Here is a 16,614-nt window from a genome sequence, read left to right on the forward strand (position 1 = left end):
GTTCCTGTCGAACACCAATCACGAGGAAGACCAGCCGGTGCATCTGCAGGTCAAGGACATGGCGCTGCAGAAGAGTTCGGAACACGACATCTATGCCGGCCCGTCGACGCGCTACTGTCCGGCCGGCGTTTATGAATGGGTGGAGAAGGATGGCAAGGACGTCTTCGTCATCAACGCCCAGAACTGCGTGCACTGCAAGACCTGCGACATCAAGGACCCCAACCAGAACATCAACTGGGTGCCGCCGCAGGGCGGCGAGGGGCCGGTCTATCCGAATATGTGAGGCGGCTTGTCCTCGCGGCCGACAATTTTCACGTGCTGACGCCTTCGTGATCGCCTCCTGCCGGAGGCTATTAGCCGTTCGTTAACCATAATTTCCTTAGCTTGCGACATCGTGTTGACGCACTAAGGACACATTCATGACGATCTCCCGCCGGGGCTTCCTGATCGCCCTGCCGCTTTTCGTGGCCGGCTGCTCTTCGACCGGTCTGAACAGCCAGACCAATTATGCTGCACTTCCGGACGAAAAATTCCCGTTGAAGCAGGTGCCGATCGACAAGATCAAGCCGGAGCTCCGCCGCCAGGAAGTGGCCTACGAAACCACCCATGCTGCCGGCACCGTGATCGTCGATACACCCGCGCGCCGCGCCTATTACGTCCTCGGCGGGGGCAGGGCGATGCGTTATGGTGTCGGTGTCGGTCGCGAGGGGCTGGCCTTTGCAGGTAACGCCTATATCGGCCGCAAGGCCGAGTGGCCGAGCTGGACGCCCACCGAAAACATGCAGCGCCGTGAAGAGCGCTATCGCAAGCTTGCCGGCGGCATGCCGGGCGGCCCGAACAACCCGCTCGGTGCGCGGGCCATGTATCTCTTTCGCGGCGGCAACGACACCCATTTTCGCATTCATGGCACCAACCAGCCGCAATCGATTGGTCTGGCCATGTCGAGCGGCTGTGTCCGCATGATGAACCACGACGTGATCGACCTCTATAGCCGCGTCGAGGTCGGCGCCAGGGTCGTCGTCATCCAGGCCTGACTTGGCCGTTCGAAGCTCGGTAAGGACGCCGTCTCCATTGAAAAAGCCGCCGCAGCGATGGCTGCAGGCGGCTTTCATCTGCCGTTGGTGTTGGATTTCAGCGGCGCGGTGCCGCAATCCCCGTCGAAAGCGCCACGCCGATGCCGGTGATCACGGCGGCGCTGATTTCCGTCATGCCGATGGCTTCGCCAAGCAGCAAGCCGCCGCCAAGCGTTGCGAGCACCGGCGTCAGCGCCGTGAAGGCGGCGGCCTGTGTTCCCCCGAGTGTTCTGACGGCGGTGCCGTAGGCGACCATGGCGACGAGGCCGGAAAGAACGCCCTGGCTCAGCACCTGCAGGCCGATCTCCTGAAGAGGAACCTGTGGCAGCGAGATGCCGAAGATGAGGGCGAGCGCGCCCATGATCAGGAAGGACCAGACGGCGATCAAGGCGCTCGCCTGCACGGCGGTCAGGCCCGAGCGGCGGAAGGCATGCGTATAGCTTGCCCAGAGAACGGCGCCGGCCGGCAACAGCACGAAGCTCGTCCATGGCAGCGAGGCGTCCGCAAGGCTGCGCGTGAGCAGGATCAGCACGCCGGCGACGATCGCAACGAGCCCAGCGATGCGGGTGCTGTCGGGTCTTTCGCGAAACAGCATAATGCCGATCAGCGCCGCGGCAAGCGGCATGGAGCCGCCGAGCAGGATCCCTGAGGAGGCGGCCGGCGTCGAGTGGATTGCCAGCGTCGTCAGCAGGAAGAAGACGGCGCCGGAGCCTGACACCATGATTGCCAGCAGGTGAAGTGGCAGGGCCTTCGGCAGCAGCCCCGTCTTCAGCCAGACGGGTGAAAGCACCAGCGCCGGAATTCCGAAGCGGATCAGCCCGATGTCGATCGAGCCGAGCGGCGTTGCTGCGCTGTGGCGGGTGACAAGAAACCATGTCGCCCAGATCAGCACGGTAATAGTGCCGCCGGCATAACCCAGTACCTGCGACGGCGACTTGTCGTTCGTGAAAGCAATGGTGGTCATCGTCCTGTCCTTTCTTTCATTCGGAGCCTGTCCGGTTGAAGAGAAGACTAGCGCCAGAGGTCAGGGCATGTCCTTGCTATCTCTAGCTCAAAAATCATGCTATGCGCAATCTTCTGCCAATTAATGCCAGCAGGGATCACGAAAATGCCAAATCTCGATAAATTCGATATCGCCATCCTGAAGTGCCTGCAGGAGGATGCGCGGGCCACCAATGTCGAGATCGCCGAGAAGGTGAACCTTTCGCCGTCGCCCTGCCTGCGCCGCATCCGCAATCTCGAACGCTCCGGGATCATCCGCGGTTACACCGCGGATATCGATCGCAAGGAGGTCGGTCTCGGCCTCACCGTCTTCGTCGAATTCAAGGTCGTCCAGCACAGCCGCGAAAATTCCGAGGCGCAGCAGAAGGCTCTGCTCGCCATCCCCGAGATCGTCTCCTGCTTCCTGATTTCAGGCACGGCCGATTTCCTTGCCGAAGTGGTGGTGGAGGATCTCGCCGCCTACGAACGGCTTCTGACCGAAACGCTGTTGACCTTGCCGAATGTCAGCGACATCCGCTCGAATTTCGCCATCCGCAGCATCAAGACGCACGGGCCGCTGAAACTGCCCGAGGGAAAATAATTCCCCTCGGGCATGCTTGCAGGTTAGAGCAGCGTCCCGCTGAGGATGAGCAGCGCCACGGAGAAGTAGATGACGAGCCCGGTGACATCGACCAGCGTGGCGACGAAGGGGGCCGAGGCGCTGGCCGGATCGAGCCGGAGCTTCTGCAGCAAGAAGGGCAGCATCGAGCCGCAGATCGAGCCGAAGGTGACGATCCCGATCAGGGCGGCAAACACCGTGACGGCGACCATCTGCCAGTGCGGGCCGTAATCGTAGAGCCCGGCCGACTGCCAGAAGACGATGCGGACGAAGCCGACGAGGCCGAGGATCGCGCCGAGCACGACGCCCGTCGGCAGTTCGCGCAAAAGCACCTTCCACCAGTCCGAAAGCTTCAGCTCGCCGAGCGCCAGCGCCCGGATGATCAGCGAGGTTGCCTGTGAACCGGAATTGCCGCCCGAGCTCATGATCAGTGGGATGAACAACGTCAGCACCACGGCCTTTTCCAGCTCGCCTTCGAAATGCTGCATGGCGCTTGCCGTCAGCATCTCGCCGAGGAACAGGGCTGCGAGCCAGCCGGCGCGCTTGCGGATCATGCCAGCGAAGCTGATCTTCATGTAGGGCTGGCCGAGCGCCTCCATGCCGCCGAACCTCTGGGCCGCTTCCGTCGTGTCCGATATCATCGTGTCGATCACGTCGTCGACGGTGACGATGCCGAGCATCTGCCCATGTTCGTCGGTGACGGGCAGGGCGAGCAGGTCGTGCTTGCGGATCAGCCGGGCGACATCCTCCTGCTTCATCAGCGGATCCGCCGAAACCGGCGCGCCCTTCTGTGCCACCGAGAGGATCGAAGCGTCCGGCTCGCCGGTGATGAGGCGACGCAGCGTCACCACATGCAGCAGCGCATGGCTGACCTCGTCCAGCACATAGATGGCGTAGACGGTCTCGCGCGAGCGTTCGACCTGGCGCACATGGTCGAGTGTGCGGGCGACGGTCCAGCTATCAGGCACGCTGACGAACTCCGTCGTCATGATGCCGCCGGCCGTGCGCGGCGGATAGCCCATCAAGTGCTGGATCGCGATGCGCACCGGTTCGTCGAGGCTGGAGAACAGCCGGGCGCGAGTCTCGCCGTCGAGTTCAAGCAGCACGTCGGCGACGCGGTCGTTGGACATGCCGTGCAACAGCCGTGCGGCGTCCTCGGCGCTGATCAGCGCAAGAATCTGTGCGGCGTTGCGAAGCTCCGGCCGGTCGAGAATGTTGACCGCATAGTCGAGCGGCATGCCGCATAGAACACGCCCGGCGTCCTGGACGCTCAGCGCGTTCAACGCTTCGACGCGTTCGGCGATCGTTGCGCCGCGGCTGTTGTTGATGAAGGCACGGGCGGCATGGCCTGCCCGAAGAGGGAAGCGATTGATATTCATTTGAGGCTCGCCTTTCCGTCGATCCGCCGTAGCGTCCGATCGGGCGAGCCGACAGGAGTCGGTCAGCGCACGAGGGTCGCGTACGGCAAAGGCAATCGACTGCTACTGTCGCTTGGCATCGTTATGATGGCTCCGTTGAAATCCGTGGCTGACGAGTGTCGTCCACGTGAGTGCTAGGTGGTCCCGAACGCGGAAAAAGTCAAGCGGGGTAAATGCTTAACGCCAGAATGTCGCACCCTGCGATGCGGCATTCCAGGCGGGTTTATACGACCTTGCGGGAAATACCGGGCCTGCTGGCTGGAATCTCAGAATCCTGCAAGCACAGCCTTGCCCTTCATCCTGCCGCTTTCGATCATGGCATGCGCCGTCTTGAGGTTTGCCGCACTGATTGGTCCGACGATCTCCGAAAGCGTCGTGCGGATCTTTCCGCCGTCGACGAGCTCGGAAACCCTGTTCAGCAGCTTGTGCTGCTCGATCATGTCAGGCGTGCCGTAGAGCGGGCGGGTGAACATCAGCTCCCAATGAACGGAGACCGCCTTGCGCTTGAAGGGCACGATGTCGAGCCTCTTCGGATCGTCGATCAGCGCGAAGCGGCCTTGCGGCGCAATCGCTTCGACGATGTCGCCAATATGGCTGTCGGTATTGGTGGTCGAGAATATGAATCCCGGCGCGCCGATGCCGAGCGCTGCCACCTGCGGCGCGATCGGTTTGGAATGGTCGACGACGTGATGCGCGCCGAGTTCCCTCACCCAGTCCTGCGTCTCCGGCCGCGAGGCCGTGGCGATCACCGTCAGATCGGTCAATGCTCGGGCGATCTGAATGGCGATCGAGCCGACGCCGCCAGCGCCGCCGATGATCAGGATGGAGCGTCCCGCTCCTGAAACCGCGTCCTGCACCTTTAGCCGGTCGAACAGTGCTTCGTAGGCCGTAATCGAGGTCAGCGGCAGAGCGGCCGCAGCAGCGAAATCGAGGCTCTTCGGTTTGGTGCCGACGATACGCTCGTCGACGAGATGGAATTCGGCATTGCTGCCCGGGCGGCTGATGACCCCGGAGTAGAACACCTCGTCGCCGGGGCTGAACAGGGTGACATCAGTGCCGATGGCCTTGACGATGCCGGCGGCATCCCAGCCGAGCACCTTGAGCTCGTCCGCGGGCGGCGCGGAATGGGCGCGCACCTTCACGTCGACGGGATTGACCGAAACGGCTTTGATTTCGACGAGCAGATCGTGGCCCCTAGCCTCCGGCATCGGCAGCTCGACATCGATCAGCGAGGTCTCGGCGGAGATCGGTTGGGGCGTTTTATAGGCGACGGCGCGCATGGGAAACTCCTGTGTTCGTTGCACGGAAGCTAGATGCGCACTATGGTCTGACAACGCAAGAATGCACAAATTCTGTACGTAGTACCCAAAAGGATACTGTAAAATGTCATTGCCGCGCGCCAAGCTCGTCAAGAATTTCCCCGGCTGCCCGGTCGAAGCGACGCTGACTTACCTCGACGGGAAGTGGAAGGGCGTCATCCTCTTTCATCTGATGGAAGGAACCCTGCGCTTCAATGAATTGCGGCGTAAGCTGCCGGCCGTGACCCAGCGCATGCTGACCAAGCAACTGCGTGAATTGGAAGAGTCCGGTCTGGTATCACGCACCGTCTATCCGGTCGTGCCGCCGAGGGTGGAATATGCAATGACGCCGCTCGGCATGACGCTGAAGCCTGTCATCCAGGCGTTGGCCGCCTGGGGTGACGATTATGTCTTCTGCAGCCCGGAAGGCCGCGAGCTGCGCTTGGCCTCAGACGGCCTGCGCGCTCCGGTCGCGGCGCTCGAGGCGTTGCGAGGCTGCAAAGACGAAGAGGCCGAGAAAGGATAGCACCGCACCGACATAGCCGGTCGCCGCAAAACCGTAGCCCGCGGCGATGACGAGACCGCCGAGCCAGGCGCCGATCGCATTGGCGATGTTGAAGGCGGAATGGTTGGAAGCTGCCGCTAACGTCTGCGCATCGGCGGCGACATCCATCAGCCGCGTCTGCAGCGCCGGACCGGCGGCAAAACCGCAACCGACGAGGAAGACGCAAAGGCCGAGCATATAGGGGTTGGCGGCGGTCAGCGAGAAGGTGGTCAGCACGACGACATTATAGATGAGCGACCCGCCGATCGTGCCGAGCAGCGATTTGTCGGCGAGCCACGAGCCGATGAAATTGCCCGCATTCATGCCGACGCCGAAAAGGACCAGCATGATCGGAACGGCTGTTTCCGGCAGCATAGCCACCTCAGTCGTCGTCGAGGCGATATAGCTGAACATCGCGAACATGCCGCCGTAACCGACGGCGGCGATGCCGAGCGTCAGCCACACCTGCGGCCGGCGGAAGGCGCCGAGTTCGCGCAGGAAGCCAGCTTCCTCGGAAACCCTGTCCCTCGGAACGTAGAACCAGATCAGCGCCACCGTCAGCAGGCCGAGCACGCCGACCGAGAAAAACGCCACCTGCCAGTCGAGCGACTGGCCGAAGAATGTCGTCAACGGCGTGCCGAGAAGTGTCGCAACGGTCAGGCCGAGCATGACGCGGCCAACGGCACGGGCGCGGCGATGCACCGGCACCATCGAGGCGGCGACAAGGGCAGCGACGCCGAAATAGGCGCCGTGCGGCAGGCCGCTGACGAAGCGCAGCAGCGTGAAGCTTTCGAAGGTCGGCGCCATGGCGCTTGATATGTTGCCGGCGGCAAAGATCAGCATCAGCGTCAAAAGCAGGGTGCGGCGCGCCATCTTCGCGGCGAGCACGGCAATGACGGGTGCGCCGACGACGACGCCGAGCGCATAGGCGCTGATGACGTAGCCGGCTTGTGGTGTCGTGACTGAGAAGGTGTCGGCGACATTGGGCAGCAGCCCCATGATCGCGAATTCGCCTGTGCCGATGCCGAAGCCGCCGCAGGCCAGCGCCAGTTGGACCAGCGCCACGGTCATTGCCGACGGCAACTCTTCATCCTGGCTATCAATGGAGTCCCGACTATCGACTGAAATATTGGCGGCAATCTCACTCACGAGAGCTCCTCGAGGCGGTTTCTGCTTGGCAATGGCCCCTGGCGCAGACGCGGCCGCGAGGCGATCGGTGGGAAATGGCGGGAGGTGGAGACGAGGTCTCCAATACGCCATCTATCCGTGACCTCTCGGCCGCCGTCGAGTGCATTTTTTGCAGTGCAGCGTCCTGCTATGTGCATACGTCTATTGCAATTTTTGCATTTCTGTCCTTTCTCCGGAAAGATGGCTGCGCTTGAAATCGCCGATACTGCAACCATCTCAAGGGCAAGGCAGGAGCATTTTCCGCGCCAGAGACGGGAGCTCTCATGAAGCTTGTAGGCTTTTTCAATCGCGACGGCGGTACCTTCAAGACCACCGACATGCTGGCCTATGAGAAGAGGGCGGAAGCGGCTTTCCGCGAAGCGGGACACGATTTCGACGCCATCGTCTTCTCAGGAAAGGAAATCATTCCCGCCATGGAGCGGGCGGCCAAGCGCGATGATATCGACGGTATCGTCGCCGGCGGCGGCGACGGCACGATTTCGGCAGCGGCATCGATCGCCTGGAAAAACGGAATTGCGCTCGGCGTCGTGCCCGCCGGCACGATGAACCTCTTTGCCCGCTCGCTGCGGGTGCCGCTCGATATCTGGCAGGCGCTTGATGTGCTTGCTTCCGGCGAGGTCGACAATGTCGATATCGCCAGCGCCAACGGCCGTCCCTTCATCCACCAGTTTTCCGCCGGCCTGCATGCCCGCATGGTGCGTTACCGCAACGCCTACAGCTATCGTTCCCGGCTGGGCAAGATCCGGGCAAGCACGAAGGCGGCTTTGGGTGTTATCTTCAACCCGCCGGAATTCGAGGTCGAGTTCGAGGCGGCCGGCATGCGGGAGCGCCGCAGGGTGTCGGCGATCTCGGTCTCCAACAATCCCTTCGGTGAGAATGCGCTGCTCTACGCCGATAATTTGACAAGCGGCGAACTCGGCTTCTACACGGCAAATCCGCTGAAGCCTCTGGGTGTCGCCCGACTCGCCGTCGACATGCTGCGCGGCAAGGTCCGCGAGAATGCCGATGTCATGGTACTGCACCCGGCCGAAGTGCACCTGCATTTCCCCAAACTGCGCTTCAAGGCCAATTGCGTCATGGACGGCGAGTTGCTGCCGCTCCAACGCGACGTCTCGATCCGGCTGCATCCAGGCGAATTGAAGGTTCTCGTCAAGCAGGGTCTAGCCGCCCAGGTGGACGCCAGCGAACGCCGCGAGCCTGCTGCGTAACTCGGCCGCGACAGAGGCTTCAGAACCGCGGCAGATAAGTGCGGTAGTCGAAATCCGAAACGGTGCGCAGATGCGCAAGCGCTTCCTTGCGCTTGGTGTCGCCATAGAGCGCCTGGTAACGTGGGCCGAAGATATCGGCGATGAAAGGCGAGGTGCGGAAGGTCTCGACGGCGCTGAGGAAATCATGCGTCAGTCGCGTCGAATTCACCGGCGTGTGCGAGGGCGTCGTCTCTTCGCCGGGGTCGAGTTCGCCATCGAGACCGGTGAGCATGCCGCCAAGGATTGCGGCGAGCAGCAGATAGGGATTGGCATCGGCGCCGGCGACGCGGTGTTCGATGCGTGCGGCCGGCCCATCCTTGTCGGGTATGCGGATCGCCGTGCCGCGATGACCGCTGCCCCAGGTCAGATCGACAGGCGCAAACGAGCCCGGCTGGAAGCGTCGGTAGGAATTGGCGAAGGGAGCGAAGATCAGTTGCGCCTCGCGCATGGTGTTAAGTAGGCCCGCTGTCACCGATTTGAGCCGCTTCGGCTCGCCGCCCTTGGCGTCGAGGATGTTGCGGCCTTGCCGGTCGATGATGCTCGCATGCACATGCAGGCCGGAGCCGGCATGGTCGGAATAGGGCTTGGCCATGCAGGTCGATTTCAACCCGTGGCGGCGCGCCGCCTGTTCGGCGATGCGCTTGAGATAGAGGCAATCATCGGCGGCTGCCAGCGCGTCGGCGCGGTGCAGCAGGTTGACCTCAAACTGGCCCGGACCGAATTCCGCCGTCGTCGCATCCGCCGGCAGCCCCTGTGCGCTCGCATAGGCCCTCAGCGTCCTGAGATAGCCGTCGAGCGCATCGACAGCGCTCATGTCGTAGAGCTGGAAACCGTTTGGTTCGCCGCGATAAGTAAGACTTTCGGGCGGGGAAGGGCGTCCGGTCTCGCGCCAGTCTCCCGACATCACGTAGAATTCCAGCTCGGTTGCCACAACAGGCGTGAGGCCGCGCGTGGCATAGCGCTCCAGCACTGCGGCGAGGATGGCGCGCGGATCCATGAAGCTCGGGCTGCCGTCGAATTCGTGCATGGTGGCGAGCACCTGCATCGAGCCCTCCGGCGCCCAGGGCATCGGCGCCAGGCTGCGCCGGTCGGCAACGACCATGCCGTCGGGATCGCCGATCGTCAGCGACAGGCCGGTGATGTCGTCATTGTCGTCGCCCCAGATGTCGAGCGATTGCGTCGACGTCGGCAGGCGGATCTCGCCGGCCCAGACCTTACCTTGTGCGTCGAGCGGAAGCTGCTTGCCGCGCAGGTCGCCGTTCATGCCGACGATCAGGACCTCGAAACGCGGGTCGCCGCCATCGGTCTTGCCGTTCATCCTGTCGCTCGCCATGACCTTGAAAATCCTCCGGGGCAAGGCCAAGCTCCTATCCCATCGATAGAGGCCTTTCAATCCGCGGGGCTCTTTTCCCAGTCATGCCCGACACTTGCCCCCCCTCCAACCTTGCCGCGATCGACGCCGCGCACCATCTGCATCCCTTCGCGGACATCAGGAAGCTGAATGCCCATTGGCCAGAGATCGACCGCATCCGCAAGGCGCGCAACATCCTGCTTTGGCAATGGGGCTCTTGCGAGAAAGCAGCTATGTCGATGCCGGGTCAACGTAGCTGCTGTCGGATAATGGGCAAAGCCAAGGTGAGGAGCGCGGCGAAAACCATGACGACACCATAAGGTACCTTCCGGCTCGCCCGGATTTCCTCGACGCGCATGAAAAAGGCGAGATGTGCGACGGGCAGCGGCACCGGCAGCCGCAGGACCAGGAGCGTCACGACGCCGAGCACGAGGAGCAAAAACGAAAACGGCAGCATTCCGTGCCATCCGATAAAAAGGCCGATCGGCAGGAAAAGCTTGGCGTCTCCTGCGCCAAACAGCCGGAACGCCCAGAGCGCCACCCCAAGCATGAACATCAGCAGACCGGCTCCGACGTCGCCGCCAATTCCGCTCGAAGCAAACAGCGCAGCGCCGACATCCAGTGAGCCAAGGATCACGGCGACCGTGCGCAATGCATAAAGTGCAACGAGCGCGAGCACGATCGTGTTGGGGATCTTCCATGTGCGGAAATCGGTCCAGGCGGCGTAGAGAAAAAGAAATACCGAAAGCGAACTAATAACATCGATCATTTGCGGCATGGTATTCACCCTTTTGGGCTATTATAGCCTGATTTGCAAGTTGCTCTACAGTAAATCCAGACGACTGAGTCGGTTTTTACGAATGGGCACCGGGACTTTGGTCTTAACCATAAAGTATAGATGTCGAGAGCTTGCGTATAAAACGATTGACTAAATTAGAGTTAAGAGATTATTAATGGTCCCAGTCGAAGAGGTGGTCTCGACGACAGGGCGGCCGGGGGGAATACGGCGCACAACTTATCTGGGAGGAAATTCTCGATGAAAGCCTTTGTAAATAGCGTACGCGCTTTCGCGCGGGAAGAAGACGGCGTCGCACTCACTGAATACCTCATTCTGCTTGCCTTGCTGGTTGGTGGCGTGATCACGGCGGTGACATTGGCCGGCACCAATCTGGCTGCCGTTTGGACGGCATGGGCAGGGTGGTTCACGGCTGAGCTTGCTGTCCCAGCCTGATATCGGCGTTCGAAGAAGCGAGGGGTTTTTGTTAACCCCTCTCTCCTAAATTAGCATCAATGAATGGATGCGCTCCGTCCAGTGTAGCGAGTAACCGCGATGCGTTCCTCAACGATTTTAAGTCTCGTTATTGCGTTTGTGCTCGCAGCGGCAGCCGTTTTCGGCATGCGCGAGTATCTCTCCGATCAGAAGGCCCTGCTGCTGGCGATGAACGGCATGAAGGCCGAGGAAAGAACACTCGTTGTCGCCGACAAGCCAATGCGCTTCGGTGACCGGATCCGATCCGAAAATCTCAGGGCCATTCCGTGGCCCTCGAATGAAACACCCGCAGGCTCGTTCGTCAGCATCGAGGCGGTCGTTGGCAGCGATGCCCAGCCGCGCTATGCCATGGCGGCGATCGACCCCGGCGAGCCGGTGCTATCCTCGAAAATCACTGGTGCCGGCGAACGCGCCACGCTGTCGGCGGCGCTCGACCAGGGCATGAAGGCGGTTTCCATCCGCGTCAACGACGTGCTCGGCGTTGCCGGCTTCGTCAGGCCTTCCGATCGCGTCGACGTGCTTCTGACACGGGTCGTGCGCGGGCCGGCGGGCAACGATCAGAGCTTGGTTGATGTGCTGCTGCAAGGCGTCAAGGTGCTGGCGGTGGACCAGACGGCAGACGAGCGCAAGGACGAGCCATCCGTCGTGAAAACCGTTACCTTTGAGGTCACGACCGATGAGGCGCAGCGCCTTACCCTCGGCTCCAGTATCGGCACGCTGTCGCTGGCGCTTCGCAATATTGCCTCTTCCTCCATCGAGCAAACCAGGCAGATCACCGTCGCCGACCTCGGTGGCGGGGCGATGGCGGCGGAGCTCGGCAATGATCTGGAAAAGAATAAGTTGCCAGAACCTGAAAAACAAGTGCAGATTGTGGAGCCAAAGGTTGAGCCGGTGTTGTCGGTCGAGCCTAAATGGGTGACAGTGGGGGTCTGGAACACGACGAAGCGCGAGGAGCACCGAGTCGGTCTGGTCCAGTGATGTTTATGCGGCCTGCCGCAGGTGCGGCCAGCCGAAGGAGGGGGCTAAAGCAGGCATGGCGAACGGTAAGAGACGAATCGCAAGGACGAAAAGCCTTGCGGCACTGGCGGCAGTGTTTTCGGCCTGTGTGTGTTTAGGGCCCGGATTTGCCGGCTGCGCCAACGCACAGGAAAAGTCGGTCACGCTCGGCAAATCGGTCCAGCGTGTGACGTTGCCTCCGAACGCGACGCTGACGCTCAATACCGGCCAGCCCTTCGGCGATCTCGTTATCGGCAGCGCCGATATGATCGACGTGGTGCCGCTCTCCGACCGGTCGCTGTTCATTCGCGGCAAGCAGATCGGCGCCACCAATATCTCGGTCTATGGCGACGACAAGTCGCTTCTCGGTGTCATCGACATCCGCGTTGCCAGCGATTTCACCGAAGTCGCCGCCGCCATTCGCTCTGCCGCGCCCTCGGCCCGGGTTACCGTGGTCAACTCCAACAATCGCATTCGCCTGACAGGCATGGTCCGTGACGGCGTTGAATTGCAGCGGGTGATGGAAGTCGCCCAGTCCTATTCCGACCAACCGGTGCTGAACCAGTTGCGCGTCAGCGACAGCCAGCAGGTGATGCTGGAGGTCCGTATCATTGAAGCCTCACGCACGACGGGTCGTGACCTCGGGATCGGTTGGTCCGGGCACGGCAACAACGGTATCGGCAAGGCAACGACCAGCCAGGGTATCACCGTGAATGATGACGGCAGCCTGGCCCGTAGCCTCCTTGACCCCAAGGGTGCGGCAACGGGTATGCTGCCCTTCGGCCAGTTGATCGCCAAGGTGCTGGAAATCTCCGGCGGCCGCATCGACGTGGTCATCAATGCGCTCGAGCAGAAGGGATTGGTGCGTCGTCTGGCTCAGCCGAACCTTATCGCCATGAGCGGCTCGACCGCCAGCTTCCATGCCGGCGGTGAAGTGCCGATCCTGAAGACGACGAACAACGGCACGACAGTCGCCACCGAGACGGACTATCGCCCCTTTGGTGTGCGGCTGACCTTCAAGCCGGTGGTGCTTGACGACGGCGTCATCAATCTGGAGATCGAGCCTGAGGTTTCCGAGCTTGATCCGTCGATCAGCGTCAACGGCAATCCGGGTTTCATCTCACGCGCTGCCAGCACGACGGTAGCGCTTCGTGACGGCCAGAGCTTTGCCATGGCGGGCCTGCTGCAGTCGATCAATGCCAAAGATATCCAGCAACTGCCGGGCCTCGGGAAGATACCGATCCTCGGCGCACTGTTCCGTTCGACGAGTTTCCAGAAGAAGGAATCCGACCTCGTTATCGTCGTCACCCCGCACATTGTGCGACCGGCCCGCCCGGGTGAGGACCTCTACAGTCCGCTCGATCAGACGCGCTCGTCCAATGACGTCGAACTTTTCGCGCTCGGTGTCTTGGAAGTCGACAAGGACATGCTCCGACGCTTTCGCAATGGCGTCGGCGTGACTGGGCCCTATGGCCATCGTCTCGACCTGAACCAGGGAGGCCAAGTTGTTGTTACAAAACGCTAAGCGCGTCCTTTTCGTCCTTGCAGCCGCCGGCCTTGCTTCCGGTTGCGCCGACTACATGAACCATCGCGACTCGATCACCTTCGGGCTCGGGAATGCTGTGGAAGCAAACAAGGCCATCCATATCGAGGACCCGTTCCCGCCGGAAGCCCAGCGAACCCGAATCGCAAGCGACGGCAAGGTGATCCGCAGGGTGGTCACGCAGTACCAGAACGGCGGGATGGGCGTTGTTCCGCCGTCGCCGGCCATGGGGGCTAATGGGGCGTCCAGTGTGGCCACCGTTAGCCAATAGCTGGCGAAAGGCATGAACGGCGGTAGCGCGCCGGAAGGGAAAATGCACGAAACAGGGTCGTCACGGCGATAGCGCCGTGATGGGGGTATGCCAATGCTGAGCAGGGTTGTCAGACGGTTCTGGAACGATCATCGTGGCTATGTTATCGCCTTGACGCTCATCGCCATGCCTATGCTTCTCGGCTTTTCGCTGCTGATCATCGACGTCGGCCGCAGCAGCAACCTGCATACCGATCTCCAGAACGCGGTCGATGCGATGGCGTTGGCCGGAGCCCGCGAACTCGATGGCCGCGATGATGCCATTTCGAGGGCGCAGACGTCGATCGAGAAAATCGCCAATAGCGCGGCTTTTTCCGGGGGCGGGGCCGGCATGTCGCTTGGCTCGCATATTACCGTGGCCTACCACGCCGGCAACGATGCCGGAAGCACTGTCACCGTGCTTTTTCTGAAGAGCATCCCGGCCAACGACGACACGCCCATCCCGTCTTCGATGCAAACGACCACGGCCAGCGAAGCGTCCTACGCCTGGGTCATCGCCAAGCCGCAGGCGATGCAGACGATCTTTCCGATCCCCGTTGGCTTCACCCGCAATACGATCAACATCGCTGCCGATGCTGTGGCCGTATACCATGCCAGCGCCTGTGACATCACGCCGCTCTTCATCTGCAATCCCTACGAGCCGGCCGGCAATACGAGCCCGGCCGCCAACGAACAGGCGGCGGCGGATCTCCACACCAACTTCGCGGCCGGCAATCTCTACGGCCGGCAGATCGAAATGAACAGCACGTCTTCGTCCAATCCCGGGCCTGGTAATTTCGGGTTCCTGCGGACACCGCTGGGCAATGGCGCAAACGTGCTGGCGGAGGCTCTCGCCACCGGCAATCCGGGAGCCTGCTATACGCAGGACAGCCTGGATACCAAGACGGGTGCCGTCGCCGGGCCTGTGGAGGCTGGCGTCAATACGCGCTTCGGCATTTATGAGGGGTCGTTCAAGGGCTCGCGCAATGACGGCCGCTATCGCCCGGCCCAGAACGTGCGCTCCGCACAAAAGCAAACGGGACAGAATGGCTGCAAGGATTACGACCCGGCAATGGTCGGCAGCGCGGTCGGTGATGTCACCAAGGCGGTGCCGTTGGGCTACGGTTCAGCCATGAGCACGCTTGGCGGCGGCAAGATCAGCAGCAGCAACAATTGGAACTACGCAAACTACTGGAGCGTCGCACAGGGCGGGACGCCGCCGTCGGTCAGCGCCATTCTCAGCAATCATTCCAGCTATCCGCCGACAGCCACCGGAACACCGAGCCGGCCCTCCGCCTACGATGTCTATCGTTACGAACTCAACACCCCGGCGCTACTCAACCATGCCTCGGCGAACGGCGAGGTCGGCAATCCGACGACAGGCGGCGGCCAGTGCTATTCGGGACCTTCCCTTTCGAACTACACGGCGGACGAGTATGGCGATCGTCGTGAGATCTTCGCCGCGATCGTCAATTGCGGCTACGAAGCATCGATCGGCCATCTGAACGGTCAGAAGCAGACGCAGGCGGTTGCCTTCGCCCGCATGTTCATGACCAAACCGGCGATCAAGGCCGGCAGCGAACGCTATCTGTCGCTCGAAGTGATCGACATCAGCGGCAAGGGTGGACGGGGCACACTCGAAGATTTCCTCCGGGAAGAAGCGGAGCTGGTCAGATGATGGCGCTCCGCAACTTTATCAGGCATCGGCTTTGCCCCGGCTTCTGGCGGCGGGAGGAAGGCGCGGTGCTTGCCGAAGCGCTGCTCGCCATCCCCTTTGTGACGCTCTTTGCGGCGGGGATACTGGAGTTTGGCAGCATCTTCTGGGAGCGTATGCAGATCGACGCAGGCTTGCGCGATGCGGGGCGCTACCTCTCGCGATGCCGGCCGGTGTCGGGAACCTATGTGCCGACATGCAATCAGGCGACTGCGAAGACGATCGCCTTTTACGGAACGCAAACACCTGCGGCAAACGCTAAACCCCGTGTCCCCGGCTGGAAGGACGCTGCCGACATTACCATCACTGCACCCGATGCAGACGGGAACATCACCATCTCAACTGCTCATCTCTACGAGACCTCGCCGGTGTTCGGCTTTCTCGGAATCGACGCCATCACGATCAGCTCATTCCATGAAGAGAGATACATCGGATGGTGACCTCTAGGGCGATCAAGACCTTCTGGCAGGATAGCAGTGGTGCCAGCCTTGTCGAAGCATTGCTGACCTTTCCGATCGTCATGCTGGTATTCGCCGCCTTCATCGAGTTCGGCTATGCCATGTCGCAGTGGAACCAGACCGTCAAGGCACTGCAATATGGTGCCCGTCTGGCGGCCGTATCCGATCCGGTGACGACGAATTTCAATGCCGTTTTCCCGATCGGAGCTGCCGATCCACTCAACAACGGCAAAGCGGCGCCGAACGATGCCACGATATCCTCGACCTGCGGGCCGGCTCTGGCGAACTGCACGGCGGCATTGAACCGGATCGTCCTGGGAAGTGACGGCCTTTGCAACGCGGGAACTGATCCTCACCCCGGCATTTGCGACCTCAATTGGCGCATCACGCCGGATAAGCTGATGGTCACCTACCAGCGATCGGGGCTCGGCTACTGGGGCCGGCCGGACGGGCCCGTGCTGACGATGCGGCTGGAGGTACGCAACATCACCTTCGATCTGCCGATCCTCGGCGGGCTGTTGGGACTTAACGACATCACCATCCCGGCCCATCCGGTGACGATCACGACGGAAGATCTAAAGACGTGCTCAACCTGCTGACTCCTTAAATTATGCGTAGGAAAGCGA

General features: G+C 61.7%; 19 protein-coding genes. 12 read left to right on the forward strand and 7 right to left on the reverse strand.

Going from position 1 to position 16,614, the window contains the following annotated elements:
* Positions 1-283: 4Fe-4S dicluster domain-containing protein (locus tag MOV76_RS24740; RefSeq protein ID WP_247265493.1), on the forward strand; the 283-nt coding region annotated here is incomplete at its 5' end.
* Positions 284-419: 136 nt separating this feature from the next.
* The gene (locus MOV76_RS24745; protein ID WP_017990864.1) at positions 420-1,034 is read left to right on the forward strand and encodes a L,D-transpeptidase; all 615 of its coding nucleotides are present in this window, start codon (positions 420-422) and stop codon (positions 1,032-1,034) included.
* A gap of 97 nt (positions 1,035-1,131) precedes the next feature.
* On the opposite strand, the gene MOV76_RS24750 is transcribed toward MOV76_RS24745, so the two are convergent.
* Positions 1,132-2,037: a DMT family transporter gene (locus MOV76_RS24750; protein ID WP_018447334.1), complete on the reverse strand. Its 906-nt coding sequence runs from the start codon at positions 2,035-2,037 to the stop codon at positions 1,132-1,134.
* Positions 2,038-2,133: 96 nt separating this feature from the next.
* On the opposite strand from MOV76_RS24750, the gene MOV76_RS24755 reads away from it, so the two are divergent.
* Positions 2,134-2,655 (forward strand): Lrp/AsnC family transcriptional regulator, encoded by a 522-nt coding sequence (locus tag MOV76_RS24755; RefSeq protein ID WP_026230818.1) that lies wholly within the window; start codon positions 2,134-2,136, stop codon positions 2,653-2,655.
* A gap of 23 nt (positions 2,656-2,678) precedes the next feature.
* On the opposite strand, the gene mgtE is transcribed toward MOV76_RS24755, so the two are convergent.
* The gene (gene mgtE, locus MOV76_RS24760) at positions 2,679-4,052 is read right to left on the reverse strand and encodes a magnesium transporter (RefSeq protein WP_018447336.1); all 1,374 of its coding nucleotides are present in this window, start codon (positions 4,050-4,052) and stop codon (positions 2,679-2,681) included.
* A 305-nt stretch (positions 4,053-4,357) separates the two neighbouring features.
* Positions 4,358-5,371, reverse strand: coding sequence for a zinc-binding alcohol dehydrogenase family protein (locus MOV76_RS24765; RefSeq protein WP_210067173.1), 1,014 nt, complete (start codon positions 5,369-5,371; stop codon positions 4,358-4,360).
* Between the two features lie 103 nt (positions 5,372-5,474).
* Here MOV76_RS24765 and MOV76_RS24770 point away from each other — a divergent pair, with 103 nt between their 5' ends.
* Positions 5,475-5,915, forward strand: coding sequence for a helix-turn-helix domain-containing protein (locus MOV76_RS24770; RefSeq protein ID WP_247265494.1), 441 nt, complete (start codon positions 5,475-5,477; stop codon positions 5,913-5,915).
* Here MOV76_RS24770 and MOV76_RS24775 read toward each other — a convergent pair.
* Positions 5,838-7,082 (reverse strand): MFS transporter, encoded by a 1,245-nt coding sequence (locus MOV76_RS24775; RefSeq protein ID WP_247265495.1) that lies wholly within the window; start codon positions 7,080-7,082, stop codon positions 5,838-5,840. The genes MOV76_RS24770 and MOV76_RS24775 overlap by 78 nt on opposite strands.
* A 302-nt stretch (positions 7,083-7,384) precedes the next feature.
* On the opposite strand from MOV76_RS24775, the gene MOV76_RS24780 reads away from it, so the two are divergent.
* Complete coding sequence (locus tag MOV76_RS24780; RefSeq protein WP_047621471.1) at positions 7,385-8,329, forward strand: diacylglycerol kinase family protein; 945 nt, start codon at positions 7,385-7,387, stop codon at positions 8,327-8,329.
* 19 nt (positions 8,330-8,348) lie between these two features.
* On the opposite strand, the gene MOV76_RS24785 is transcribed toward MOV76_RS24780, so the two are convergent.
* The 3 genes from MOV76_RS24785 to MOV76_RS24795 are packed head-to-tail and all read right to left on the reverse strand — an operon-like array spanning position 8,349 to position 10,497.
* On the reverse strand, positions 8,349-9,701 hold the full coding sequence (locus tag MOV76_RS24785) for a glutamine synthetase family protein (RefSeq protein WP_247265500.1): 1,353 nt from the start codon (positions 9,699-9,701) through the stop codon (positions 8,349-8,351).
* Positions 9,702-9,757: 56 nt separating this feature from the next.
* The gene (locus MOV76_RS24790) at positions 9,758-9,928 is read right to left on the reverse strand and encodes a hypothetical protein (RefSeq protein ID WP_247265496.1); all 171 of its coding nucleotides are present in this window, start codon (positions 9,926-9,928) and stop codon (positions 9,758-9,760) included.
* 38 nt (positions 9,929-9,966) lie between these two features.
* Positions 9,967-10,497: a prepilin peptidase gene (locus MOV76_RS24795; protein WP_247265501.1), complete on the reverse strand. Its 531-nt coding sequence runs from the start codon at positions 10,495-10,497 to the stop codon at positions 9,967-9,969.
* A gap of 258 nt (positions 10,498-10,755) precedes the next feature.
* Between MOV76_RS24795 and MOV76_RS24800 the strand changes: the two genes are divergently transcribed.
* The 7 genes from MOV76_RS24800 (at position 10,756) to MOV76_RS24830 (ending at position 16,587) form a co-directional block, all read left to right on the forward strand.
* Positions 10,756-10,950 (forward strand): Flp family type IVb pilin, encoded by a 195-nt coding sequence (locus tag MOV76_RS24800; RefSeq protein WP_113543776.1) that lies wholly within the window; start codon positions 10,756-10,758, stop codon positions 10,948-10,950.
* Positions 10,951-11,049: 99 nt separating this feature from the next.
* Positions 11,050-11,967, forward strand: coding sequence for a Flp pilus assembly protein CpaB (cpaB, locus tag MOV76_RS24805; protein ID WP_047621474.1), 918 nt, complete (start codon positions 11,050-11,052; stop codon positions 11,965-11,967).
* A gap of 55 nt (positions 11,968-12,022) precedes the next feature.
* Positions 12,023-13,510: a type II and III secretion system protein family protein gene (locus MOV76_RS24810; protein WP_047621475.1), complete on the forward strand. Its 1,488-nt coding sequence runs from the start codon at positions 12,023-12,025 to the stop codon at positions 13,508-13,510.
* Entirely contained in the window at positions 13,494-13,799 is a 306-nt protein-coding gene (locus tag MOV76_RS24815) for a hypothetical protein (protein ID WP_047621631.1), read from the forward strand. The genes MOV76_RS24810 and MOV76_RS24815 overlap by 17 nt, the downstream gene beginning before the upstream one ends.
* Before the next feature lie 93 nt (positions 13,800-13,892).
* Entirely contained in the window at positions 13,893-15,494 is a 1,602-nt protein-coding gene (locus MOV76_RS24820) for a TadE/TadG family type IV pilus assembly protein (protein WP_047621476.1), read from the forward strand.
* A complete protein-coding gene (locus MOV76_RS24825; protein ID WP_047621477.1) occupies positions 15,491-15,970 on the forward strand; it encodes a TadE/TadG family type IV pilus assembly protein in 480 nt (159 codons plus the stop codon). Before MOV76_RS24820 ends, MOV76_RS24825 begins: the two co-directional genes overlap by 4 nt.
* On the forward strand, positions 15,964-16,587 hold the full coding sequence (locus MOV76_RS24830; protein ID WP_047621478.1) for a TadE/TadG family type IV pilus assembly protein: 624 nt from the start codon (positions 15,964-15,966) through the stop codon (positions 16,585-16,587). Before MOV76_RS24825 ends, MOV76_RS24830 begins: the two co-directional genes overlap by 7 nt.
* The last annotated feature ends 27 nt before the right edge of the window (positions 16,588-16,614 follow it).

The sequence above is a fragment of the Rhizobium sp. PRIMUS64 genome, assembly GCF_023006465.1.
Classification (GTDB): Bacteria; Pseudomonadota; Alphaproteobacteria; order Rhizobiales; family Rhizobiaceae; genus Rhizobium; species Rhizobium leguminosarum.